We start from the raw sequence: 23,630 nt of genomic DNA on the forward strand, positions 1-23,630 counted from the left end.
TTCGGTCTTGCGTTTCCGACTCTATCAGACCGTTTCCGTATCCGATTTCCTCGGTGCTTTCCAGGTTCTCGCTTTCGCGTTTCCCTTTCCGGCGAGTCCGACTCTATCAGATCCTTTCGGGCCCGATTTCCTCGGTGCTTTCAAGGTAATCCGCTCTCGCGTTTTCCTTTTCAGCGGCTCCGACTTTATCAGAATCTTGGGGGCCGGATTGACCGGCGGCCATTTCTGAATCATCAGGAGGGGCTTCTTCTGAATCGACGTGTCGATTGCTTTGAGAAGCGAGCAGACTCTAACCGTTGCCACCGGACGTGTCCAGTTCTAGGCAACTGTTCGAATCTACCTCCCCGCTCGACCCGTGTCAACGGGTTTTCTGGGGTGACGAGAAGGCTAGCAGGTCAACCGGGGCCCACGCACATCAGGCGGCCATCGGCAGAGTGGCGCTTCGCTCGGATGCTGAGACGTCTCCTGTCTCGCCGGAGCGTGCCGCGCGACCTCCAAGAACATAGACGTACGCGAGAAAGGCCAGTTCAACAGCGATTCCGATGCCGATGCGGGCCCAGGTCGGCAGGCCCGACGGCGTGACGAAGCCTTCGATGGCACCGGAGACGAAGAGGACCAGCGCCAGTCCTATCGCCATGCCGAGCGCGGCGCGCCCCTCCTCCGCGAGAGCCGTACGACGGGATCGAAGGCCCGGGTCGATCACGGTCCAGCCCAGCTTCAGCCCCGTCCCGGCAGCGACGAAGACGGCGGTCAGTTCCAGCAGGCCGTGCGGAAGGACGAGCCCGAGGAAGGTGTCGAGCCGGCCGGCCGAGGACATCAGACCGATCCCGACACCCAGGTTGAGCATGTTCTCGAAGAGGATCCAGAGGACCGGGAGGCCCAGGAAGACACCCAGCACCAGGCACATCGCTGCGGCCTGGGCGTTGTTCGTCCACACCTGCGCGGCGAAGGCGGCGGCCGGATGGCTTGAGTAGTAGGTCTCGTACTCACCGCCGGGGCGGGTGAGGGAACGCAGCTCGTCGGGCGCGGCGATGGCGGCCTGGACCTCGGGATGCGTGCCGATCCACCACCCGAGGAGGGCGGCTATGACCGTGGACAGGAGCGCCGTGGGCACCCACCAGTGGCGGGCGCGGTACACGGCCGCGGGAAATCCCTGGGTCAGGAAGCGGGTGACGTCGCGCCACGAGGCCCGGCGGGTGCCTGTCACGGCACTGCGCGCGCGGGCGACGAGTTGGCTGAGGCGCCCGGTGAGCTGGGGGTCCGGCGCGCTGGACTGGATCAGTGAGAGGTGGGTGGCCGTTCGCTGGTAGAGGGTGACGAGTTCGTCGGCCTCGGCCCCGGTCAGGCTGCGCTGGCGGCGCAGCAGGGCGTCGAGTCTGTCCCACTCGGCTCGGTGGGCGGAGACGAAGACGTCGAGGTCCATCGTTTTGCCTGCTCCTCGCTGCGCATCTGGGGCTCGTCGTGGATGTCAGCTTGTCCTACTGGGGCGCGATGCGCCCTCAGCTTGGCAGACTGGCGGTTGTCGGGGCAGGTCAGGGGAAGGGCGGCGCGCGTGCGCGAGTTGGTGACGGGCGAGGCAGTGGCACTGGAGCTGCGGCCCGCGAAACTGCCGAGCCGGGCGCTCGCCGTGGTGCTCGACCTGGTCGTGGCGGTGGTGGTCTACATCGTCGTGACCATCGGTCTGGTCGCGGCGACCTCCACGCTGGACGACGCGGCACAGATCGCCGTCTCGATCGCGAGTTTCCTGCTGGTGCTGGTCGGCGGTCCGATCGCCGTGGAGACGCTCAGCCACGGACGTTCGCTGGGGAAGATGGCGTGCGGGCTGCGGGTGGTGCGGGACGACGGCGGGCCGATCCGGTTCCGGCACGCTCTGGTGCGCGGTGCCATCGGGGTGGTCGAGATCCTGATGACCTTCGGGATCGTCGCCTGCATCGCTTCGCTGGTGTCGGAGCGCGGGCGCCGGCTCGGTGACGTGTTCGGGGGGACTCTTGTCGTGCGGGAGCGGATCCCGGTGGGGCGCACGCCGTACGTTCCCGCTCCGCCGCCCTGGCTGGCGGGACGGTTCGCGGAGCTCGATCTGTCCGGCGTACCGGACGAACTGTGGCTGGCGGTCCGCCAGTACCTGACGCGGATGCGGCAACTGGATCCGCAGATCGGTGGGGCGATGGCGGAGCGGCTCGCCGCGGATCTCGCCGCTCGCACCGGGGCTCCGGCGCCGCAGGGTGTTCCGGCGGGCGCGTATCTGGCGGCTGTCGTGCACGAGCGCCAGACCCGCGAGGCCCGGCGGACATTCGGTGCCGCGCCGAACGGCTTCCTGTCGCCCGCGCCCACCGGTTATCCGTACCCGCAGCCCGGCACACCTGTCGGCAACCCTTTCCAGCCCCCCGCCGCCGCGGCCTATCCCTTCCAGCCCGCCGCACCCACGGGCTACCCCCTCCAGCCGGGCGCACCCGCGAGCTACCCCTTCCCTCCCGGCGCGCCCGCGGGCTACCCCCACCAGCCCGGAGCTCCCGTCGGAGGTTCTCCCCTTCAGCCCGGTACTCCTTCCGGCCGGCCCCTCTATCCGGGTCCCGGTGTCCCCTCCACCCCGCCGGTCCCCGCCGGATATCCGGTCGCGCCGCCGCAGCCGTCCACGGCTCCGGTCGGTTCGGCCGACCCGGTCACCCCGGTCGGGCACGCCGACCGGGGTGACGGTCCGTCGACCGGCTTCGCGCCGCCGGCGTAGCCGCCCGCGCCGTCGGCCCGGCACCGCCGTCAGGTGAACACCGACGGCGGTGATTCGAGGTGTTCCAGTTCGATGCCGGGGGCGGCGAGCACCACGTCGCCGGCGATGTGCACGGCGTGCTGTTCCCCGGTGTCCAGCGCTGTGACCTGGTATTCGTCCACGGTCAGCGGTCCGTTGTCAGTGGCGTGTGTTTCGCTTGCGATCAAGGCCCAGGACTGGTCGAGGGTGCGCGGGGCGAGGACCGGGTCGGTGAAGGCGACGAGGCGGACACGGGTCGCCGAGGGGGTGGCGGAAGGGGTGAGACGAAGGAGACGGGCGATGGCGACGAGGAAGGCGGGAGAGGTGCCGGTGAAGGCGTGGGCGGGCACGTTGCCTTCGGTGGCCTCGTTCCCGGTGGGGTCGGTGCGGACCCAGGTCACGCCGTCGAGAGCGGCGCCCCGCACCTGCCAGCCGGCCGCGTGCAGTTCGAGACGGATGGGACGGCCGAGATCGTCGAGGGCGAGGTCGACGGAGCCGGTGACCGTCGCCGTCGCGGGCTCGGGGAGGCCGTCCGGCGTCGTGCCGGAGGGTGTCGTGAGCTGGGAGACGTAGCGCCAGCCGGAGGGGCCGGGCGCGCAGTGGAAGTGTTCGTCGGCGAGAGGGGTGTGATCGTGCGGATCATGGAGCGAATAGCGGCCGCGGGGCATGGGCGTTCAGGTCCTCATCGGGGACAGGCCCCCGCCGGGACGGCGAGGGCCTGCTGACATCCGGACGCCGAGCGGTGGTACCGCTGCTCGGCGGGCGTGCTCAGTAGCGGTAGTGGTCCGACTTGTACGGGCCCTCGACCTCGACACCGATGTACGAGGCCTGCTCGGGGCGGAGCGTCGTGAGCTTCACGCCGAGCGCGTCGAGGTGGAGACGGGCGACCTTCTCGTCGAGGTGCTTGGGCAGCACGTAGACGTCGGTCGGGTACTCCTCGGGCTTGGTGAACAGCTCGATCTGGGCCAGGGTCTGGTCCGCGAACGAGTTGGACATCACGAACGACGGGTGGCCGGTCGCGTTGCCCAGGTTCAGCAGGCGGCCCTCGGACAGCACGATGATGACCTTGCCGTCGGGGAACTTCCAGGTGTGGACCTGGGGCTTGACCTCGTCCTTGACGATGCCGGGGATCTTCGCGAGGCCGGCCATGTCGATCTCGTTGTCGAAGTGACCGATGTTGCCGACGATCGCCTGGTGCTTCATCTTGGCCATGTCCGTGGCCATGATGATGTCCTTGTTGCCCGTCGTGGTGACGAAGATGTCGGCCTTGTCGATGACCTCGTCGAGGGTCGTGACCTGGTAGCCGTCCATCGCCGCCTGCAGGGCGCAGATCGGGTCGATCTCGGTGATGATCACGCGGGCGCCCTGGCCGCGCAGGGACTCCGCGCAGCCCTTGCCCACGTCGCCGTAGCCGCAGACGACGGCGGTCTTGCCGCCGATCAGGGTGTCGGTGGCGCGGTTGATGCCGTCGATCAGGGAGTGGCGGCAGCCGTACTTGTTGTCGAACTTCGACTTGGTGACGGCGTCGTTCACGTTGATCGCCGGGAACAGCAGCGTGCCGTCGCGGTACATCTCGTACAGGCGGTGGACGCCGGTGGTGGTCTCCTCGGTCACGCCGCGGATCTCCGAGGCGAGCTGGGTCCACTTCTGCGAACCGTCGGTGATCGTGCGGTTGAGGAGTTCGAGGATGACGCGGTGCTCGTCGTTCTCGGCGGTGTCGACCGAGGGGGCCTTGCCGTCCTTCTCGTACTGGACGCCGTTGTGGACGAGGAGGGTGGCGTCACCACCGTCGTCCAGGATCATGTTCGGGCCGCCGGTGGGGGTGTTCGGCCAGGTCAGCGCCTGCTCCGTGCACCACCAGTACTCCTCCAGGGTCTCGCCCTTCCAGGCGAAGACCGGGACGCCCTGGGGGTTCTCGGGTGTGCCGTTCGGGCCGACCGCGATCGCGGCGGCGGCGTGGTCCTGGGTGGAGAAGATGTTGCAGGAGGCCCAGCGGACCTCGGCGCCGAGGGCGACCAGGGTCTCGATGAGGACGGCGGTCTGCACCGTCATGTGCAGGGAGCCGGTGACGCGGGCGCCCGCGAGGGGCTGCGTCTCGGCGTACTCCTTGCGGATCGACATCAGGCCGGGCATCTCGTGCTCGGCGAGGGTGATCTCCTTGCGGCCGAACTCGGCCAGAGAGAGATCGGCGACCTTGAAGTCCTGTCGGTTGTCGACAGTCGTCATGCGAGCTGCTCCTCGGAATCGGGGCGAGGTGGGTAGGGCTGTTCTGCGCGGCGGCGGCACGTACGCGTGCCCGACCGGGGCACGGACGTGCACCGGCAGGGCACAGGTGTGCCCGGTGCGCGCAGCGCAGTCCGTCGGAGGCCCTCTCTCCCTCGGCCGGTCCGCGGTGGGACCGCCCGACCGCCATCAGCAGCGACGTCTGGCTCGGTCACCAAGCTACACCGGTGGGCCGGTCCCTCCCCAGTCCACGTCCGGACGAAGCAGCCTTCACGGGCCTGAATCGGAAGGGCCCGGCGCAGATGGCGAGTGCCGGAGCGGGGTGCTGGACGAAGGAACGCCGCCGGGGCCCGTCCGTGTCGCGGACGGGCCCCGGCGGGGTGGAACGGCGGTTCGGAGGCGGGCGGGGTCAGTGGTCGGCCGGCGACGGCGTGGGTCCGCCGGGGGTCGCGGCGGGGTCCGGGCCCTTGGCCGCCTCGGTGTCGCTGTAGATGTCCGGCTCCAGGTAGATCACCCGGGCGATCGGGACGGCGGCGCGGATACGGGCCTCGGCCGCGTCGATGGCGTTGGCCACCTCGGCGGCCGTGTCGTCGTGGCGGACGGCGATCTTCGCGGCGATCAGCAGTTCCTCGGGGCCGAGGTGGAGCGTGCGCATGTGGATGATGCGGGGGACGGTGTCGCCGTCGACCATCGCCGCCTCGATCTTCGCGGTGTCCTCGGGGCCCGCCGACTCGCCCAGCAGGAGCGACTTGGTCTCGGCGGCGAGCACCAGGGCGATCAGGATGAGCAGGACGCCGATGCAGACCGTGCCGATGCCGTCCCAGACGCCGTCGCCCGTGAGCAGGGCGAGACCGACGCCGCCGAGCGCGAGGACCAGACCGATGAGCGCGCCGAAGTCCTCCAGGAGGACGACCGGCAGCTCGGGGGCCTTCGCGCGCCGGATGAACTGGGACCAGGAGTGCGAGCCGCGCAGCTCGTTGGACTCCTTGATGGCCGTACGGAAGGAGAAGCCCTCGGCGATGATCGCGAACACCAGGACGCCGACCGGCCAGTACCAGTGCTCGATCTCGTGCGGGTGCTTGATCTTCTCGAAGCCCTCGTAGACGGCGAACATGCCGCCGACGGAGAACAGGACGATCGAGACGAGGAAGGCGTAGATGTAGCGCTCACGGCCGTAGCCGAAGGGGTGCTGCGGGGTCGCCTGGCGCTGGGCCTTCTTGCCGCCGATCAGGAGCAGCGCCTGGTTGCCGGAGTCGGCGAGCGAGTGGACGCCCTCGGCGAGCATCGAGGAGGAGCCGCTGAAGGCGAACGCCACGAACTTCGATACCGCGATCGCGAGGTTGGCGCCGAGTGCCGCCACGATCGCTTTGGTGCCGCCTGAAGCGCTCATCTGCTCCTGCTGTCCCTTCGTACGCGTCCGGACCCGTTCGTACCCTCGTACCCCGTCCGGTCCCGGCTTTGCCCACCCTTTGCGGTGGGCCATTCTTGCAGCCCGGCTTGTCGGAGACGCGCCTCAGGTCCCTTCCGTCGTCCCGTCAGGCGACAACTGTCGCACGGAAGATCGTGCCGGACCCGGACACTTCGGCCTTTTCGCCGGCGGGTACGAAGACCGAGGTGCCGGGGGTCAGGTCGATGCCGTCGGCGCGCACGGAACCCGCGGTGCAGAGCAGGATCTGCGGGGTCTCGCGGGTGAGGTCGCGCGGATCGGCGCCCTCGGCGACGGCGTAACGGGAGAGCCGGAACTCGTCGATGGGGGTCGCGTAGACCTCCTCGCCGTCGGGGGACGCCTCCGGGCGCAGGACGCCGGGGTCGGCCGCCTCGAAGCGGACCACGCGCAGGAGTTCGGGGACGTCGACGTGCTTGGGGGTCAGACCGCAGCGCAGGACGTTGTCGCTGTTGGCCATGATCTCGACGCCGAGGCCGTTCAAGTAGGCGTGCGGGATGCCGGCGCCGAGGTAGAGGGCCTCGCCGGGCTGGAGCCGGACGTGGTTGAGGAGCATCGCGGCGATGACTCCGGGGTCGCCCGGGTAGTGGTGGGCGAGGCCGGCGTACGGGGTGTAGTCGCCGCCGAGGCGGGCGCAGGCGGCCGTGGTCTCGGTGACCGTACGGGCCATGTCCTCCGGGTCGGCGCTCAGCACCGCTGTGAGGACCTCGCGGAGCGCCGCCTCCTCCGGGTGGGCGCGCAGCAGGTCGACGTACGGCTTGAGGGAGTCGACGTCGAGGGCGGCGAGGAGCGCGGCGGCCTCCTCGGGGTCGCGGAAGCCGCACAGGCCGTCGAACTCGGTGAGGGCGCAGATGAGTTCGGGCTTGTGGTTGGCGTCCTTGTAGTTGCGGTGCGGGGCGTCGATCGGGACGCCGCGGCGCTCCTCGTCCTCGTACCCCTCCCGGGCTTGTTCGAGGTCGGGGTGCACCTGGAGGGAGAGGGGGGCGCCGGCGGCGAGGAGCTTCAGCAGGAACGGGAGCCGGGGGCCGAACCTGGCGACGGCGGCGCGGCCGAGTTCCCGCTCCGGGTCCTCGGCGACGACCTCGTTGAGCGGACCGCGCCCGGTGCGCGAGGGCGCGCCCGGGTGGGCGCCCATCCACATCTCCGCCTGCGGTTCGCCGGTCGGCTCCACGCCGAGGAGCAGGGGGATGGCGGTGGTCGAGCCCCAGGCGTAGGGGCGGACGGTGTTGTCGAGGCGGTCCATCGGTGTCTTCTTCTCCATACGTGCGCTGCGCGGCCCGCCGGGGCGGGCGTCGATCGGAGGCGTGGTGTCAGGGGAGCCCGGCGCGGGGTCCGGCGGTGCGGCGCGCCGGGCGCGGGGTCCCGCCCAAGATCAGGCCCCCGAAGCGAGCGCCAGGTAAACGGCGGCGAAATCCGTGATGGCGATCAGCTCGGCGAGGGTTTCCAGTTCGCCGCCCTCCTCGGGTTCGAGCTCACTGATCGCGGTGTCGTGGCTGAGGGCGAGTTCGCGGGCGGCGGGTGCGGCGCTGATCCCGCCGATGGGACGGTCGCGGAGCAGCACGACGCGCGCGTGCAGTGCCTGTGCCTCCGTGACGCGGTCCCGGAAGAAGTCGTCGGGGTCCGCGCCCGCGGCGAGCGCGCCCGCGAGCAGCACGCTGTGCGAGGCGAGGGCCTCGGGCAGTTCGGCGGTGAGCGCGGGGCGGCCGGCGAGTTCGGCGAGCGCCGAGGTGAAGCGGCGACCGGCCGGGCCCGCGGAGGTGCCCTCCGTCCAGATCACCGGGAGCGCCTCGGCCAGTTCGACGGCGAGCGTCTTGGCGGGGTTGCTGTAGGCCGCGATGGCGGGGCCGCAGCGCTCGGCGACGCGGTCGAGGCGGTCGGCGACCTTCTGCAGGGCCTGCGGCGGGGCGGTGACCAGGCCGGTGCGGTCGAGGAGGACGAGCAGCGGGGTGAGCAGCGCCCAGAGCACGCCGGGGGCCGATGCCCCCAGGGGCTCCTCCTGGTCGTACGGGGCGGTCGCCATCGGTACGAAGAGGCCGTGGCTCCCTTCCACCCACTCGGCCAGCGGGGAGCCGGCGGGGGCGACGGCGGCGACGGTGCTGCCGCGCCGGTAGGCCTGCTCGATGAGCAGTTCCAGGCCGGGTTCGCTGCCGTCGGGGGTGGCGATCAGCAGGAGGTCGACGGGGCCGGCCCAGCCGGGCAGGTCCCAGCGCAGGGCGCCTCCGGCGGGGGCGACGCCCGTGGGGGTGAGCCGGGTGAGGGGGCAGCTCGCTCCGGCGAGGGTGCCGAGCAGTTCGGCGACGCCGGTGGCGGCCATGCCGGGGCCCGCGATGAGGACGGCGCGCGGGCGGCCGTCCGGCTTCAGCTCGGAGATGCCGGCCTCGTTGGCGTGCCGGACCGCGGTGCGTACCCGGGCACCGGCCTCGGCGGCGCCGCGGAGCAGGGCCCGCCGGTCGGCCCGGGTGAGCGCGTCGGGATCGTCGAGGAGCGATTCGTCGAGCATGGGGTCGGTAGCCTCCGATCGCCGGGGGGCGCTTGCGCGTGAGCCGCCGGGGTCGCTTGCACGGGGTCGCTCGCGGGAGGGGCCGAGCGGCGCTGGGTCGGACCGGGTGCCGGCCGGGCGTGCGCCGGCCGTCGATCGGGACGGCCGCGTCGCCGTCGGCCGGGCGGCGGTGGCGTCGCTCGTCGTCGGGTGTCGTGGCTCGTCGTGCCTGCCGCGCCGTCGGCCCGCGCGCGGGGACGGCGCCGCTGTCGCCTCGCGTGCGGCGGTCGCGGCGCCGCTGTGCGCGAGGCGGATGCGTCGCTTACGCGGGGCGCCGGGCCTCGTCGACCAGGAGTACGGGGATGCCGTCGCGGACCGGGTAGGCGAGCCCGCAGTCCGCTCCCGTGCAGATCAGCTCGGTCTCCTGCTCCTTGATCGGGGCATGGCAGGCCGGGCAGGCGAGGATCTCCAGGAGGCCGGCTTCGAGCGGCATGGGGTGTCCTTCCGAAACGGTGGATGCGGCCTGGTCAGGGTACCGCTGCGGGAAGCCCGGTGCCGGGGCGCGCCCACGGTTCGTGAGGCGCGCCTAGCAGGTGTACGAGCCTCCGCACCCGGCGTCCCCACGGGAACCGATGCCCGCCAGGGCGGACCCCGTCGGCGCCGGGCCCCGCACCAGGGACGCGGCTCACCCCGGTGCCCGGCCCCGCCGACCTGCCGCCGGTCCGGCGCACGGCCGGGACGCGGACGGCGGGGCGGTACGTGGACGGCGCTCCACCCGGCGGTTCACCGGACCCCCGGGTGAGGGTGCCAGGGCGCTTGTTCCGGGTCGGGATCTGATGAGTCGGTCAGGATCTGATGATTTTGAGGACCTCGTCGCGGAGCTTCGCCATCGTGGCCTCGTCGGGGGCCTCCGCGTTGAGACGGAGGAGGGGCTCGGTGTTCGAGGGTCGGACGTTGAACCACGAGTCCCCGAGGGTGACCGTCAGACCGTCGAGCTCGTCGAACTCGACGCCCTCACGGCCCTCGTAGGCGGCCCTGACGGCGGCGAGGCGGGCCGCCTGGTCGTCCACCGTGGAGTTGATCTCGCCGGAGCCCGCGTAGCGGTCGTACTCCGCGACGAGCCCGGAGAGCGGGCCGTCCTGGCCGCCGAGGGCGGCGAGGACGTGGAGGGCGGCGAGCATGCCGGTGTCGGCGTTCCAGAAGTCGCGGAAGTAGTAGTGCGCGGAGTGCTCGCCGCCGAAGATCGCGCCGGAGGCGGCCATCTCGGCCTTGATGAAGGAGTGGCCGACGCGGGTGCGGACCGGGGTGCCGCCGTGCTCGCGGACGACCTCCGGCACCGACCAGGAGGTGATGAGGTTGTGGATGACCATGCCGCCGCCGTGCTTGTCCAGTTCGCGGGCGGCGACCAGCGCGGTGATCGCGGACGGGGAGACCGGCTCGCCCCGCTCGTCGACGACGAAGCAGCGGTCGGCGTCGCCGTCGAAGGCCAGGCCGAGATCGGCGCCCTCCTCGCGGACGCGCTTCTGGAGGTCGACGATGTTGGCCGGGTCGAGCGGGTTGGCCTCGTGGTTCGGGAAGGTGCCGTCCAGTTCGAAGTACATCGGGACGAGTTCGAGCGGCAGACCGGAGAACACCGTCGGCACGGTGTGTCCGCCCATGCCGTTGCCCGCGTCGACGACGACCTTCAGGGGGCGGATCGAGGTCAGGTCGACGAGCGAGCGGAGGTAGGCCGCGTAATCCTCCAACGTGTCACGCCGGGTGATCGTTCCGGGTGTGGCGTCCGAGGCCGGGGCGCCGGAGTCGAGCCAGGTCTCGGCGAGCCGGCGGATCTCGGAGAGCCCGGTGTCCTGGCCGACGGGGGCCGCGCCCGCCCGGCACATCTTGATGCCGTTGTACTGGGCCGGGTTGTGCGAGGCGGTGAACATGGCGCCCGGCAGGCCGAGCGCGCCCGACGCGTAGTAGAGCTGGTCCGTCGAGCACAGGCCGATCTCGGTCACGTCGACGCCACGTGCCGCGGCGCCGCGCGCGAAGGCGCGGGAGAGGCCCGGCGACGACGGCCGCATGTCGTGCCCGATCACGATGGCGTCCGCGCCGGTCACTTGGACGAAGGCGGCACCGAACAGCTCGGCGAGCGGCTCGTCCCACTGATCCGGGACCACCCCGCGTACGTCGTACGCCTTCACGAGCTGCGACAGATCAGCAGTCACGGCCAACCCTCCAGGAGTCCACTTCGGTCGCCCCAAACTACCCGTACGGGCCGACCGCGGGCGGAGCCCGGCTCCGGCGTCGCGCGTCCCGGGTCAGGGCAGCATCCAGGAGAGGACCGGCGAGCTCTGTCCCACCACGATCAGGCACATGACGAGCAGCAGTCCGAGACTCCAGGGCAGCACCTTGCGCAGCAGGTCGCCCTCGCGCCCCTCCAGTCCGACGGCGGCGCAGGCGATCGTCAGGTTCTGCGGCGAGATCATCTTGCCGAGGACACCGCCCGAACTGTTGGCGGCGGCGAGGAGTTCGGGCGACAGCCCCGACTCCCGGGCGGCGCTGACCTGGAGGGCGCCGAAGAGGGCGTTCGACGAGGTGTCGGAACCGGACACCGCCACTCCGAACCAGCCCAGGACGGGTGACAGGAAGGCGAGTCCGGAGCCGGCCGCCGCCACGAAGTGGCCGATCGTGGCGGCCTGTCCGGAGAGGTTCATGACGTAGGCGAGGGCCAGCACGGACGTCACGGTCAGGATCGCGAACCTCAACTCGTGCACGGTCGCGAGCCATTCCCGGACGGCCACGCGCGCGGGCACCCCGAGCACCACGGCGGTGGCGAGACCGGCGAGCAGCACGAGGGTGCCACCGGTCGACACGACCGGCCAGGTGAAGACGTTCCCGCCGACCGGTTCGCCGTTCGGCGCGACGACATCGAGGAAGGGCCAGTCGAACGTGCGGGTCGCCCGCGCCAGCCAGTCCTTCACCGCGGGGATCTGCGCGATCGAGAAGACCGTGACGATCAGGGCGTACGGGGCGTAGGCGCGCACGACGTCACGGCGCGGGTCCCGTTCGTCGAGCTCGTCGCCGCGCGCGCCGGTCAGGACCGAGGCCCGTACGGACTCGGTGGCGGGCACGCGCGCGTGCGGCAGGGCGACCAGGGCGGCGGCGCCGGCCAAGGAGGCGCCGATGTCGGCGAGTTGCGCGGAGACGTAGTTCGAGGCGGCGAACTGGACGGCGGCGAAGGCGACTCCGCAGGCGAGGGCGGGCGCCCAGGTCTCGCGCAGTCCGCGCCGGCCGTCGACGAGACCGACCAGGACGAGCGGCACGACCAGCGCGAGCAGCGGTGTCTGCCGGCCCACCACCGAGGCGACGGAGTCCAGCGGCAGGCCGGTGACTTGGGCGAGGGTCACGACCGGGGTGGCCATCGCGCCGAACGCGACCGGCGCGGTGTTGGCGACGAGGGAGACGACCGCCGCGCGCACCGGGTCGAAGCCGAGGGCGACCAGCATCACGGAGCAGATCGCGACGGGCGCGCCGAAACCGGCGAGGGCTTCGAGGAGCGCGCCGAAGCAGAAGGCGACCACGAGGGCCTGGATGCGTGGATCGTCCGACAGGCGTCCGAACGAGCGGCGCAGGACGTCGAAGTGCCGGGTACGGACGGTCATCCGGTACACCCACAGGGCGTTGACGACGATCCACAGGATGGGGAAGAGGCCGAACGCGGCGCCCTGGGCGGCGCTGGAGAGCGTCTGCTCCACCGGCATGCCGTAGGCGAGGCAGGCGACCAGCGAGGCCGCCAGAAGGCCTGCCAGGCCCGCCAGGTGGGCTTTGAGCCGGACTCCGCCGAGCAGGATCAGCACGACGACGAGGGGCAGGGCGGCCACGAGGGCGGACAGGCCGAGCGAGTCGGCGACGGGTCGCAGTTCCTGGACGTACACGGACGCCTCCCCGGATTCCGTGATGCGGAAAGCGATTTCTCACGGCAAACGGAATCGTCGTGTCCGCGACAACTTCACGTCAATGGGCGTGCGCCGGTCATCGGAATCGGGATGCGAAGGGCGCCGCGGCCGGGAGGGCGGCGATCAGTTCTCGGGCGAGCGCAGAATCCGCAGGTGGCCGCGGCGCGCGACCTCCATCGGGTCGACCGAGCGGGCGCTGCCGCCGGCCTCCGCCGCGCGCTTCTGCGGACGGGCCGCCTCACGCACCGCGTTCGCCAGGGCCTCCAGATCGTCACCGCTGGGGCGCGCGGGACCGGAGGAGTCGGCGAGGCGGACGACCTCCCAGCCACGCGGCGCGGTGAGGCGCTCGGAGTGCTCGGCGCACAGGTCGTAGCAGTGGGGTTCGGCGTAGGTGGCGAGCGGGCCGAGAACCGCGGTCGAGTCGGCGTAGACGTACGTCAGCGTCGCGACGGCGGGACGGCCGCAAGCGGTGCGCGAACAGCGACGTACAAGGCTCACGAGGTTGGACGGTACCGCACTCTTGAGCGGGCCGCGACGACTCTCCCCCAGGTCACCCCACCGTGTCGTGCTGTGAGACGCCCCACACCGCTTCCGGGGCATCAGGCCATGACCTGGGGCGACATCAGGTGCCGAGATACCGAACAGACCTGAATCCGGTCATCACTTGGTGCGAATCATGCCAATTGCCCTGTCAGAGACGGTCTTGGAGAGATACGGAATCGAGCTGAATCTTGACGCGAACGGTCATCGGGCGTCATCCGGAAGACAGGTGGGGCCGGGGACGGACCGGGGACGTCCGCCCTCCCGCCCGTCGGCCGCCCGTCGGCCGCCCGTCGACGACCGGCGCGTGGGGCCGGGCGGCCGGGCCGGGGGGGACTACTCTTCGTCAGTGATGGACAGCCCCGTACCACCCCGTGCCGCAGCGCCCGGTCCCCGTCGTCGCGACCGCCACGGCAGGGGCATGCGCGGCCCCGTGGCGCCGCCCCAGGTACCGCTCGCGGCGAGCCGTTCCGAGGTCTTCGCGGACCTCGTGCAGGACTCCGTGGAACGGCTGGAGCGACGCTGGCCGCAGCTCGCGGACATCGACTTCATGATCCTCGAAGTCCCCCGCCTCGAGCGCTCGGGCGAGGGCTGGAGCGACGAGGCGGTGCCGCTGGGCGGCACGGTCGCGGCTCGCGAGGGGCATCCCGCGCGCGTGGTCGTCTACCGCCGCCCGATCGAGATCCGCACCAAGGGGCGCGACGAGCGCGCCGCCCTGGTGCACGAGGTCGTCGTGGAACAGGTCGCGGAAGTGCTGGGCCTGACACCGGAGACGGTCGACCCGCGCTACGGCGAGGACTGAGACCCGCCCGGGAACGGCCGCTCCGGCCCGGACGGATCACCGGTCCCGTGTCACGGCCCGAGCAGCACCGAGAGGTCCTGTTCGGCGTCCGGCACCGAGACCGTCCCGCGGTCGTCCGGAAGGTTCTGGATGGTGAAGGCCGGAACGCCGTCCTGGCTCGCCGAGAGCATCCGGGAGGCGTACACCGGGCCTCCGGAGACCGTCTCGACGGTCAGGGCGTACGTGCCCTTGAGCCCGCTCGGGACGGGTGCCGCGACGTTCTGGGTGGTCCCGCCCTTGATGGTGAACGTCTTCGAGACCGCCGTACCGCCCCCGCTGCCGGCGGACGCGGTGACCTTGACCGTGGCTCCCTCGCCGGGGGCGGTCACGGCGAGCGTGGACCCCTTGGCGGTGTTGTCGGCGACCGTCGCGCGCGCGCCGACCGGAGCGGTGGCCGGAATGAACGCGGTCTCCTGAGCGGCGCCCTTGCCCCGCACCACCCGCAGCGCGGCGACGACCGGCGCGGACGATCCGGTGGGGCTGAGCACCAGGGAGCCCGCCTCGCCGCGGGTGACGTCCCCGAGGTCGACGGCCGCGGTCATGCCGGCCTTCACGTGCAGCGTCTCGTTCCCCGCCGGGGTGATCGTCCCCGAGGGCGAGGCGAGGCGGACCTTCAGGTCGGCGTCCGTGTCACCGGGCGCGAAGGCGACCAGGCGCACGGAGGTGGCGTCCTTGGGGATGCCCGGCATCACGAGAGTGCCCGCGGGGTCGGCGGAGGCGGCCAGCCAGTCGCCGCCCGTCTTCGCGTCGAGTGCCTGGACGGCGGCTCCGACCCGGCCGCTGCGGACCTTCACATGCACGGTGAGGTCGGCCTGCGGATCGCTGGTCAGCGTGTTCAGCAGGATCGGTTCGCTGGCGTGCGCCTGGACCGTGATCCCGTCCGCCACCGTGGACTTGAGCGTGCCGTCCTTGCCGTACAGATCGATGTCGACGACCGCCGCGGCGTCGTCCGGGTTCGTCAGATGGACGTAATCGGCGCGCTGCTCGGTGGTGCTGGCGCCCGGGAACCAGAACTCGGTGTCGGGCGCGGCGCAGTTGGTGCCGAGCAGACCGCGCCCGGCACCCGCCGCGACCTCGGTGGTCTCCTGAACCGTCCAGCCGGGCGCGAACTTGCCCGAGGCGACGCCGACGAGGGCGGGCGCCTCGGCGCCCGAGGTGTCGCCGGCCGCCGGCTTGCCGGGCTCCTTGGGCTGGACGACGGGCTTGGCGGTCTTGGCACCCTTCTTCTTGCCGTCGGCCGAGTCGGACCCCTCGGCCGACTCCTCGGCGGCGGCCTGGAGTTGAGCCTTCCCGCTGCCGCTCGCACCGTCCACGACGGGCGTGAAGGACGTGTACGCGGTGTCCGCGATGTCCGACGTGCTCGGCTGCGGGCAGAGCAGGCTGGTGCGCTCCACGGGCAGCCGCGCGGCCGTGGCGGACGCGCTGTCGCCGTCGGCGCCGGACGGCTTGAGGGTCGCAAAGCCGGTGACGGCGGCGAGCGCGGTCGCCGCCGCGATCAGGGACAGGGTGGTGCGGTTCACTGCTGGCTCCCGTCGGGGCGCTCACTGTCGGTGCCGTGCGGGGGCCGCGTGGGGTCGTAGGCCGGGTCGTATCCCTGCCCGCCCTGGTCGTAGCCCTGGCCCCGGGAATCGAAGGGCACGCCGTTCGCGTCGTAGCCCTGGCCGTAGTTCTGGTCGTACGCCGCCGTGCCGCCGTAGGCGTACGGGTCGTACTGGCCGCCCTGGTACGGATCCGCCGGGTACGGCTGCTGGTCGTAGGTGCCCGCCGGGTACCCCTGCTGCCCCTCGTACCGCTCGCCGCCGTAGGTGTCGTACTCGGCGTTCGCGTAGCTCGGGGAGTCCCATTCGCCGTACGCCTGCTGATGCGGGACGGCGACGGCCGGGGCCTCCCGGTCCTCGCCCTCGTCCGCGTCGGCGTCCAGGGGGAAGGCCTCGTCGAACTCCGCTTCCTCGTCCGGCTGCCCCGACTCGGCCTCGGCCTCGGCCTGGGCGCGCAGTCGGCGGGCACGGCGGCCGTCGCCCGTCATGTCCTGGGCGGTTACGGGCTGCTGCTCCTCGGGGAGGTCGTCGTCGACGTCCCGGCGCCGCCCGGGGAGGGCGAGCACCACGAGGACCAGGGCGAGGAGGCTCTGGGCCCACAGCCAGGCCGTGTGGCTCAGCGGTGCCTCGAACGTGACGTCCAGCCTGCCGCCGGTGGAGGGCAGCCGGAAGCCCTGGGCCCAGCCGTCGACCGTGGTGCGGCTGAGCTGCTTGCCGTCGAGGGTCGCCGTCCAGCCGGCGTCGGCGGCGTCGGCCAGGCGCAGGACGCGGCCCTCGTCCCCGGTGGGAACCGTGGTGTGCACCTCGACGGGACCGGCGGCGATGGACTCCGTGTCACCGGACGCGGGGACGATCGCGGCGCGTGAGACCTGCTGGTCGACGCGCCACAGGGCGCTGCCGTCCTGCTGGCTCAGCCGGGACAGGCCCGGGGTGGCGTCCAGGACGCGGCTCACCTCGCGCGGCGCGCCCTTGCGGACCAGGACGTAGCGCACGGCGAAGCCGCCGAGCTGATCGGCCTGGTCGGCGCCGGAGCCCGCCACGAGGTTGGCGACGACCTTGTCGAGCTTCTTGTTCTCGCCACCGGCCGCGGCGAGTTCGGCGTCACCGAGACGGGCGCCGGAGCCGCGGACGAGGACGTAGCCGACGTCGGCGGCGGAGCGGCTGTCGAGGACGAGCGTGCGGGCCTGGTCGCGGGTGTTGCTCTCCTCGGCGACGAACGCGGGCACCTGCACCGGGTCGCGGCGCTCGACGGGTCCGTCGGCGCCGCGGATGATCCATCCGGCGGCGACGAGCAGCGGGCCCGCGGCACAGGCGAAGGCGATGAGCGCGGCCACCGGCTGGCGCCAGCCGAAGCTCTGCTCGGCGACACGCGCGCGTGCCCCGTCGGAGCCGACGGCGGCGGCGGCGAGCAGCGCGAGGCCGTACACGAGGGTCGCGGGTCCCGCCCAGGTGGAACGGTTGGACAGGGCCGCGAAGACGAGGGCGACGACGGCGACGACCCAGGCGGTCCGGATCCCCGCCTGGCGCTCGGAGCGCAGCAGCGCGGCCAGCGCGGCGAGCACGATGCCGAAGAGCATCAGTCCGCTGACCGTGCCCGGCCCGCCGGGGCTGGCGCTGAGCAGGTCGAGCGCGGAGGCCGCGCCGGTGCCGTAGTCCAGGCCGGCCTGCTGGAAGAAGCCGAACGGCAGCAGGGTCAGCGACCAGGGGGCGAGGACCAGCAGCGGGGTGCCGAGCTGGGCCAGGAAACGCGGTCCGTAGGCGGGGATCTCCCTGCGGCGCACCACGAGGAGGGCGATGCCGAGGACCAGCGCGATGGGCCACACGATCGGGGTGAACGCGGTGGTGAACGTCAGCAGCAGGGCGTACGCCCAGGTCGCGCGCCAGCTGCCGCGGGCCCGGGAGCCGTGCGCGAGGCCGCTCGCCGCGATGCCCGCGCGCGCGATGAGCGGCAGCAGGATCGCGAGGACGGCGGTGCCGATGCGGCCGCCGGCGAGCGCGCCGGTGGCGGCGGGCAGGAAGGCGTAGACGACGGACGCCCAGGCGCGCAGGAGACGGGACTCGACGAGGGGGCGCGAGGCGAAGTAGGCGGCGAAGCCGGCCAGCGGCACGGATCCCACGAGGAGGACGGTGACCGCGAGCCCCGTGGAACCGAGGAGCGCGGACGCCAGCAGCGCGACGATCGCGAGGTAGGGCGGGGCGGACCGGGTGGAGCCCGCGCCCACCGGATGCCAGCCGTCGAGATAGCGCGCCCACAGGTCGGAGGCGTCGGAGGGTGCGGGCAGCAGCGCACCGCCCGAGAGGGCCCCGCCGCCGAGCAGTTCGCGGCAGGCGAGGAGCGAGACGAACAGGAGCACCAGGAACAGCATCGGGCCGGGGTTGCGCGCGATGCGCTTGATCCGGGCGAACTGCTCGATCTCCAGGAAGTCGCCGTCGTCGCCGCCCGGTCCGGACTCGACGGCGCCTCCGTGCCGGCCGGCGCCGGTGACGGCGTCGGGGTCGGAGTCGCTCGTCAGGTTGCCGGCGACCTGCTCGATGGTGGCCCGCACGGTGGCTCCCGCGGGCGGGAACAGGGACCGCAGTTCACCCTTGTCGACCTGCGGGCGGCCGCGCCTGCGCCGGCCGGCGATGATCCGCTCGGGGCGCAGCAGGGTGCCCAGGAGGCCGCGGATCTCGTCGACGGCCTGTCCGGGGACCTTGCCCACGAGGTAGGCGAGGGTGCGCACCAGGGTGCCGAGGACCAGGCGGATCAGGATCCAGGGGAGCTGCGCCGTACGGGCATTGACGAGGAGGGTGTAGACGGCGCCCGCTTTGTCGACCTTGTGCGGGGACGCGGCGGTGCGGCCCACGCAGTCGACGGCGCGGCGCTCGCGGGAGGCCGCCTCGGCGTGCCGGACGACGGCCTCCGGGGCGACGAGCACCCGGTGGCCGGCGGACTGGGCGCGCCAGCACAGGTCGACGTCGTCGCGCATGAGGGGCAGCCGGCGGTCGAAGCCGCCGAGTTCCTCGAAGACGTCACGGCGGATCAGCATGCCCGCGGTGGACACGGACAGCACCGGGTGGACGTGGTCGTGCTGTCCCTGGTCCTGTTCGCGCCGGTCCAGACCGGTCCAGCGGCGGCCCGAGTTGGCGATGGTGACGCCGACCTCGAGGAGCTGCCGGCGGTCGTACCAGCCGCGGAGCTTGGGGCCGACGACGGCCACGTCCTGGCCGAGCTCCCGCTCGTTCTCCACGACGCGCAGGAGCTGGGCCAGCGCGTCGGGTTCCGGGGCGCTGTCGTCGTGCAGCAGCCAGAGCCACTGCTCGGGCTCGCCGTGCGGGAGGTCCGGCAGGTCGTAGGTGTCGTCGCGCCAGCTACGGGTGACGGGGTCCCAGCCGCTCGGACGCTTGAGGTAGGGCAGGTCGTCCGGGGTGAGCTCGGGGGCGGTGCGGGACACCTCCTCGACGGCCTGGCCGAAGCCGGTGCGCCGCGCGAGGTGCAGCACGCGGTCGGCGCCGAGCGCCTCGGTGAGCAGCTCGGCGGACGCGTCCGCGCTGCCGGTGTCGGCCGCCATCGCGTTCTGCACGGGGCGGTCCTGGCCGAGCAGCCCGGCGAGCGCCTGCGGCAGCCAGCGGGCGCCGTCGTGGGAGACGAGCACCGCGGTCACCACGTGGCGCGGGAACTCAGGGGCGGCAGCGGCGTCGTTACTGGCTGCCGAAAGGCTGTGCGCGGACATCGAGGTACGGGCCCCGGTTCGATGGACTGCGGTGGACGTCTGTGTCCGGCGGGGACAGCGGGACGTCTCGGACGAGGGCCCACACTAACGGCTGGGAAAGACGGCGGCCCGCCGCCTGTGGATAACCCACGTGCGCCGGGCCGTTCCTTACGTAAGAGTGTGTGCCGTTTGGTCGGTGGCACCCGCGGGTGGGGACCGGTGTTCCGCGTCCGCTCGTCCGTGCGACCTTTTTCAGACAGCGGCCTTCTTCAGACGACGCCGTTCCCGCTCGGACAGACCGCCCCAGATGCCGAACCGTTCGTCGTTGGCGAGCGCGTATTCGAGGCACTCGGAGCGGACTTCGCAGGCGAGGCAGACCTTCTTGGCCTCGCGGGTGGAGCCGCCCTTCTCGGGAAAGAAGGACTCGGGGTCGGTCTGGGCGCACAGCGCGCGCTCCTGCCAGCCGAGTTCCTCGTCCGCGTCGTCGACCAGCAGTTGCTGCACCAGCTCGGTCATGTGCGCCCCTCGTCTGTCTTTCGCGTCCCCGTGATGCTGCCGTTACCGATTTCGGCTGAACGACACGAGTGAAATTACAAGTGTGCCGATCCGGGCCAGTCAAGCCGAGATCTGCTATTGGGCCCCTTATTCACTCTGCGGAACCAAGGCTATGCGGAAAGTGTTCAAATCGGCATAAACCCTGACAGCCCAAGAGGCCAGGTCAGACGCCCACCCCCTCGCAGAGGAGGACGTCCAGACGTTCGATCTCGTTCCGACGCGGACCCCGAAGCGAAACTGATCACATTTAGATCACGGGTCCGCGCCGAGGTTTGTTCACCCGGTTGTGCGCCATGTGTCCGGGGAGTCGCCTGAACAAACCTTTCGCCTGTCAGATGAACCGGATGAGGTGAAACATCTTCCACATACCGGACATGCAGTTGACAGTGGAGGTGTGAACCGGTGTCCTTGTGGGCATGCTCGCGCACTTGGCAATCACCTCGACCCGCACCGCCGGGTCCCTCGGTGCTGCCCGCGCGCGCTGTAGCTGTTGTTGCTGTTCCAGCTGTTGAGCCCTACCGCGCTCCGGCTGCCTCGCCGCCACTGAGGCGAATCCCGCCCCACCGGGGCCACTGCCCGCACCAGGGCTCCTCCCGCTCCTGACCAGGGCGGAACCCCCGCCCGCGACCCGGGCGGAAACGGCAAGCGACACCCCAGCACTCTCCCGCCGAGGAACCACCGCACCCATGAACAGCGACAGCGACCTCCAGATCGCCGGCGACATCCTCGAAGTCCCGCACCTGCTCCAGCCGCCGCGCGAACACCCCTCCACCGTGGCCGAGTTCGCCGGCCTCGCGCGCTCCATCGCCGCCGACCGCTCCCAGTGGGAACACCTCGTCCGCTACGACGCCGCCTCGCGCTGGTACCACCGGCTGCGCACGGGGCCCGGCTACGAGGTGTGGCTCCTGTCCTGGGTGCCCGGACAGGGCAGCGGGCCGCACGACCACGGCGGCTCCTCCGGCGTGCTGACCGTCCTCGACGGCGCGCTGACCGAGCACACCGGGAGGGGCACGCGCGCCCTGGGCTCCGGCGCTCAGCGCGTGTTCGCGCCCGGCTACGTCCACGAGGTCGTCAACGACACGCTCGAACCGGCCGTCAGCCTGCACGTCTACTACCCGGGCCTCACCGAGATGCCGATGCACGCGGCGCGTTGCGCGGTCGCCGAAACGGTGTGACGTCCTCGCGCCGACAGCGGCCCGCCCTCGCCGGGGTCACGCGACCGGCTGACGCTCTGTCGTACCCGCCTGCGAGACTGACCCCCATGCGCATTGTGGTTCTGGCAGGCGGTATCGGTGGTGCACGGTTCCTGCGTGGTCTCCAGCGGGCCGTGCCGGACGCGGACATCACGGTCATCGGCAACACCGGCGACGACATCCACCTCTTCGGGCTGAAGGTCTGCCCGGACCTCGACACGGTGATGTACACGCTCGGCGGGGGCATCAACGAGGAGCAGGGCTGGGGGCGGGCCGACGAGACCTTCCACCTGAAGGAGGAGCTCGCGGCGTACGGGCTCGGACCCGAGTGGTTCGGGCTCGGCGACCGGGACTTCGCGACGCACATCGTCCGGACGCAGATGCTGGGCGCCGGCTATCCGCTCAGCGCCGTCACGGAAGCCCTGTGCGACCGGTGGAAGCCGGGCGTGCGTCTCATCCCCATGTCCGACGACCGGGTCGAGACCCATGTCGCCGTCACGCTGCCCGAGGGCGATCCGGCCGGGGCCGCGGGTGAGCGCAAGGTGATCCATTTCCAGGAGTACTGGGTCCGGCTGCGGGCCTCCGTACCGGCCGAGGCGATCGTGCCGGTCGGCGCCGAACAGGCGAAGCCCGCTCCCGGGGTGCTGGAGGCCATCGCCGAGGCGGACGTCATCCTCTTCCCCCCGTCCAACCCCGTGGTCTCCGTCGGCACGATCCTCGCCGTGCCCGGCATCCGCGAGGCCATCGCCGAGGCGGGCGTGCCGGTCGTCGGCCTCTCCCCCATCGTCGGTGACGCGCCCGTGCGCGGCATGGCCGACAAGGTGCTGGCCGCGGTGGGCGTCGAGTCCACCGCCGCCGCGGTCGCCGAACACTACGGCTCGGGCCTCCTGGACGGCTGGCTCGTCGACACGGTCGACGCCTCCGCCGTGGAGCGCGTCGAAGCCGCCGGCATCCGCTGCCGCGCCGTGCCGCTGATGATGTCCGACCTCGACGCGACCGCGCGGATGGCGCGGGAGGCGCTGGCACTGGCGGAGGAGGTCCGGACGCCGTGAGCACCATGGACGCGACGTCTCCCGGCGAGGCCGGGCGTGCCACTGCCACCGACGGGAACCACCGGGAGCGGCCCGCCGACGCGGGCTACCGGGTCTGGGCGCCCGCCGGACTTCCCGAGGTGCGCCAGGGGGACGACCTGGCGAAACTCATCGCGACGGCCGGGCCCGGACTCGCCGACGGGGACGTGCTGCTCGTCACCTCCAAGATCGTGTCGAAGGCCGAGGGCCGGTCGGTCGAGGCGGCCGACCGCGAGGACGCCATCGACTCCGAGACCGTCCGGGTCGTGGCGCGGCGCGGCACGCTGCGGATCGTCGAGAACCGGCAGGGTCTCGTGATGGCCGCCGCCGGGGTCGACGCCTCCAACACTCCCGCCGGGACCGTGCTGTTGCTGCCCGAGGACCCCGACGCCTCCGCGCGGGCGATCCGTGAGGGGCTGCGGGACGCGCTCGGCGTCGACGTCGGTGTGGTGATCACGGACACCTTCGGGCGGCCCTGGCGCACCGGGCTCACCGACGTCGCCATCGGCGCCGCGGGCGTCCGTGTGCTGGAGGACCTGCGCGGCGGCACCGACGCGCACGGCAACCCGCTGAACGCGACCGTCGTGGCCCTCGCCGACGAACTGGCCGCCGCCGGTGACCTGGTCAAGGGCAAGGCCTCCGGACTGCCCGTCGCCGTCGTGCGCGGGCTGGCGCACCTGGTGGCCGAGGAGGACGGCACCGGGGCGCGGGCGATGGTGCGCGACGCGCGCGACGACATGTTCCGCCTGGGCACCTCGGAGGCCGTACGGGAGGCCGTGACCCAGCGGCGTACGGTACGGGCCTTCACCGACGAGCCCGTCGACCCCGGTGCCGTGCGCCGGGCGGTCGCGGCGGCGGTGACCGCTCCCGCGCCGCACCACACCACGCCCTGGCGGTTCGTGCTCCTGGAGTCCGAGGAGTCGCGGACGCGCCTGCTCGACGCCATGCGGGACGCGTGGATCGCGGATCTGCGGGCCGACGCGAAGAGCGAGGAGTCCATCGCCAAGCGGGTCCGGCGGGGCGACGTGCTGCGCAAGGCGCCGTACCTCGTGGTGCCGTGCCTGGTCATGGACGGGTCGCACACGTACGGCGACGTGCGGCGCGACGGTGCCGAGCGCGAGATGTTCGTGGTCGCCACCGGGGCGGGCGTGCAGAACTTCCTGATCGCACTGGCCGGGGAGCGGCTGGGCTCCGCGTGGGTGTCGTCGACGATGTTCTGCCGTGACGTCGTCCGCGAGGTGCTGGAGCTGCCGGAGAACTGGGACCCGATGGGGGCCGTGGCCGTCGGGCACGCGGCGGAGGAGCCGAGGAGCCGGCCGGAGCGGGACGCTGCCGCTTTCATCGAGGTGCGGTGACTGGCGGGGCGCCTTCGCG

19 protein-coding genes are annotated in these 23,630 nt (G+C 72.2%); 6 read left to right on the forward strand and 13 right to left on the reverse strand.

Annotated features, from left to right (window positions below; genetic code table 11):
- A partial coding sequence (locus tag ACIQ7M_RS39555; RefSeq protein ID WP_403653622.1) for a hypothetical protein occupies positions 1-229 on the forward strand: 229 nt, incomplete at its 5' end.
- 186 nt (positions 230-415) lie between these two features.
- On the opposite strand, the gene ACIQ7M_RS39560 is transcribed toward ACIQ7M_RS39555, so the two are convergent.
- Positions 416-1,423, reverse strand: a complete 1,008-nt coding sequence (locus ACIQ7M_RS39560) for a stage II sporulation protein M (protein ID WP_403653625.1) — start codon at positions 1,421-1,423, stop codon at positions 416-418.
- 129 nt (positions 1,424-1,552) lie between these two features.
- On the opposite strand from ACIQ7M_RS39560, the gene ACIQ7M_RS39565 reads away from it, so the two are divergent.
- Positions 1,553-2,725 carry an RDD family protein gene (locus tag ACIQ7M_RS39565; protein ID WP_403653628.1) on the forward strand — a complete coding sequence of 391 codons (1,173 nt, stop codon included), beginning with the start codon at positions 1,553-1,555 and terminating at the stop codon, positions 2,723-2,725.
- A 29-nt stretch (positions 2,726-2,754) separates the two neighbouring features.
- Here the strand turns inward: ACIQ7M_RS39565 and ACIQ7M_RS39570 are convergent, their stop codons facing one another.
- From ACIQ7M_RS39570 to ACIQ7M_RS39610, 9 genes are all read right to left on the reverse strand, one after another.
- Complete coding sequence (locus tag ACIQ7M_RS39570) at positions 2,755-3,411, reverse strand: hypothetical protein (protein ID WP_386989599.1); 657 nt, start codon at positions 3,409-3,411, stop codon at positions 2,755-2,757.
- Positions 3,412-3,511: 100 nt separating this feature from the next.
- Positions 3,512-4,969, reverse strand: coding sequence for an adenosylhomocysteinase (ahcY, locus tag ACIQ7M_RS39575; protein ID WP_403653631.1), 1,458 nt, complete (start codon positions 4,967-4,969; stop codon positions 3,512-3,514).
- 406 nt (positions 4,970-5,375) lie between these two features.
- Positions 5,376-6,356: a cation diffusion facilitator family transporter gene (locus tag ACIQ7M_RS39580; protein ID WP_355767395.1), complete on the reverse strand. Its 981-nt coding sequence runs from the start codon at positions 6,354-6,356 to the stop codon at positions 5,376-5,378.
- A gap of 145 nt (positions 6,357-6,501) precedes the next feature.
- Positions 6,502-7,653, reverse strand: a complete 1,152-nt coding sequence (gene manA / locus ACIQ7M_RS39585; RefSeq protein WP_403653635.1) for a mannose-6-phosphate isomerase, class I — start codon at positions 7,651-7,653, stop codon at positions 6,502-6,504.
- Between the two features lie 129 nt (positions 7,654-7,782).
- The gene (locus ACIQ7M_RS39590; protein ID WP_386983737.1) at positions 7,783-8,910 is read right to left on the reverse strand and encodes an SIS domain-containing protein; all 1,128 of its coding nucleotides are present in this window, start codon (positions 8,908-8,910) and stop codon (positions 7,783-7,785) included.
- Positions 8,911-9,211: 301 nt separating this feature from the next.
- Entirely contained in the window at positions 9,212-9,382 is a 171-nt protein-coding gene (locus ACIQ7M_RS39595; RefSeq protein ID WP_355767387.1) for a Trm112 family protein, read from the reverse strand.
- 352 nt (positions 9,383-9,734) lie between these two features.
- Entirely contained in the window at positions 9,735-11,096 is a 1,362-nt protein-coding gene (locus tag ACIQ7M_RS39600) for a phosphomannomutase/phosphoglucomutase (protein WP_403653639.1), read from the reverse strand.
- Between the two features lie 93 nt (positions 11,097-11,189).
- A complete protein-coding gene (locus ACIQ7M_RS39605; RefSeq protein WP_403653642.1) occupies positions 11,190-12,806 on the reverse strand; it encodes an L-lactate permease in 1,617 nt (538 codons plus the stop codon).
- A 144-nt stretch (positions 12,807-12,950) separates the two neighbouring features.
- Positions 12,951-13,427 carry a DUF3499 domain-containing protein gene (locus ACIQ7M_RS39610; RefSeq protein WP_355767378.1) on the reverse strand — a complete coding sequence of 159 codons (477 nt, stop codon included), beginning with the start codon at positions 13,425-13,427 and terminating at the stop codon, positions 12,951-12,953.
- Between the two features lie 292 nt (positions 13,428-13,719).
- Here ACIQ7M_RS39610 and ACIQ7M_RS39615 point away from each other — a divergent pair, with 292 nt between their 5' ends.
- The gene (locus ACIQ7M_RS39615) at positions 13,720-14,169 is read left to right on the forward strand and encodes a metallopeptidase family protein (RefSeq protein ID WP_355767411.1); all 450 of its coding nucleotides are present in this window, start codon (positions 13,720-13,722) and stop codon (positions 14,167-14,169) included.
- A gap of 50 nt (positions 14,170-14,219) precedes the next feature.
- Here ACIQ7M_RS39615 and ACIQ7M_RS39620 read toward each other — a convergent pair whose 3' ends face one another.
- From ACIQ7M_RS39620 to ACIQ7M_RS39630, 3 genes are all read right to left on the reverse strand, one after another.
- On the reverse strand, positions 14,220-15,728 hold the full coding sequence (locus tag ACIQ7M_RS39620) for a DUF5719 family protein (protein ID WP_403653646.1): 1,509 nt from the start codon (positions 15,726-15,728) through the stop codon (positions 14,220-14,222).
- Positions 15,725-19,459, reverse strand: coding sequence for a glycosyltransferase (locus ACIQ7M_RS39625; RefSeq protein ID WP_403653649.1), 3,735 nt, complete (start codon positions 19,457-19,459; stop codon positions 15,725-15,727). The genes ACIQ7M_RS39620 and ACIQ7M_RS39625 overlap by 4 nt, the downstream gene beginning before the upstream one ends.
- 231 nt (positions 19,460-19,690) lie before the next feature.
- On the reverse strand, positions 19,691-19,954 hold the full coding sequence (locus ACIQ7M_RS39630; protein WP_003975777.1) for a WhiB family transcriptional regulator: 264 nt from the start codon (positions 19,952-19,954) through the stop codon (positions 19,691-19,693).
- Positions 19,955-20,679: 725 nt separating this feature from the next.
- Between ACIQ7M_RS39630 and ACIQ7M_RS39635 the strand changes: the two genes are divergently transcribed.
- The 3 genes from ACIQ7M_RS39635 (at position 20,680) to ACIQ7M_RS39645 (ending at position 23,611) form a co-directional block, all read left to right on the forward strand.
- Positions 20,680-21,168, forward strand: coding sequence for a cysteine dioxygenase family protein (locus ACIQ7M_RS39635; RefSeq protein ID WP_355767369.1), 489 nt, complete (start codon positions 20,680-20,682; stop codon positions 21,166-21,168).
- 86 nt (positions 21,169-21,254) lie between these two features.
- The gene (gene cofD, locus ACIQ7M_RS39640) at positions 21,255-22,238 is read left to right on the forward strand and encodes a 2-phospho-L-lactate transferase (RefSeq protein ID WP_386983750.1); all 984 of its coding nucleotides are present in this window, start codon (positions 21,255-21,257) and stop codon (positions 22,236-22,238) included.
- A gap of 5 nt (positions 22,239-22,243) precedes the next feature.
- Entirely contained in the window at positions 22,244-23,611 is a 1,368-nt protein-coding gene (locus ACIQ7M_RS39645; protein WP_403653711.1) for a coenzyme F420-0:L-glutamate ligase, read from the forward strand.
- The last annotated feature ends 19 nt before the right edge of the window (positions 23,612-23,630 follow it).

Origin of the sequence: Streptomyces sp. NPDC096324 (genome assembly GCF_044763015.1) — a bacterium.
GTDB lineage: Bacteria > Actinomycetota > Actinomycetes > Streptomycetales > Streptomycetaceae > Streptomyces.

Bases quoted from the DNA above. Each gene is read 5' to 3' on its own strand.
- ACIQ7M_RS39560 (WP_403653625.1), bottom strand. From the start codon at position 1,423: ATGGACCTCGACGTCTTCGTCTCCGCCCACCGAGCCGAGTGGGACAGA.
- ACIQ7M_RS39570 (WP_386989599.1), bottom strand. From the start codon at position 3,411: ATGCCCCGCGGCCGCTATTCGCTCCATGATCCGCACGATCACACCCCT.
- ahcY (WP_403653631.1), bottom strand. From the start codon at position 4,969: ATGACGACTGTCGACAACCGACAGGACTTCAAGGTCGCCGATCTCTCT.
- ACIQ7M_RS39580 (WP_355767395.1), bottom strand. From the start codon at position 6,356: ATGAGCGCTTCAGGCGGCACCAAAGCGATCGTGGCGGCACTCGGCGCC.
- manA (WP_403653635.1), bottom strand. From the start codon at position 7,653: ATGGACCGCCTCGACAACACCGTCCGCCCCTACGCCTGGGGCTCGACC.
- ACIQ7M_RS39590 (WP_386983737.1), bottom strand. From the start codon at position 8,910: ATGCTCGACGAATCGCTCCTCGACGATCCCGACGCGCTCACCCGGGCC.
- ACIQ7M_RS39595 (WP_355767387.1), bottom strand. From the start codon at position 9,382: ATGCCGCTCGAAGCCGGCCTCCTGGAGATCCTCGCCTGCCCGGCCTGC.
- ACIQ7M_RS39610 (WP_355767378.1), bottom strand. From the start codon at position 13,427: ATGCCCCGGAAGCGGTGTGGGGCGTCTCACAGCACGACACGGTGGGGT.
- ACIQ7M_RS39615 (WP_355767411.1), top strand. From the start codon at position 13,720: ATGGACAGCCCCGTACCACCCCGTGCCGCAGCGCCCGGTCCCCGTCGT.
- ACIQ7M_RS39625 (WP_403653649.1), bottom strand. From the start codon at position 19,459: ATGTCCGCGCACAGCCTTTCGGCAGCCAGTAACGACGCCGCTGCCGCC.
- ACIQ7M_RS39630 (WP_003975777.1), bottom strand. From the start codon at position 19,954: ATGACCGAGCTGGTGCAGCAACTGCTGGTCGACGACGCGGACGAGGAA.
- ACIQ7M_RS39635 (WP_355767369.1), top strand. From the start codon at position 20,680: ATGAACAGCGACAGCGACCTCCAGATCGCCGGCGACATCCTCGAAGTC.
- cofD (WP_386983750.1), top strand. From the start codon at position 21,255: ATGCGCATTGTGGTTCTGGCAGGCGGTATCGGTGGTGCACGGTTCCTG.
- ACIQ7M_RS39645 (WP_403653711.1), top strand. From the start codon at position 22,244: ATGGACGCGACGTCTCCCGGCGAGGCCGGGCGTGCCACTGCCACCGAC.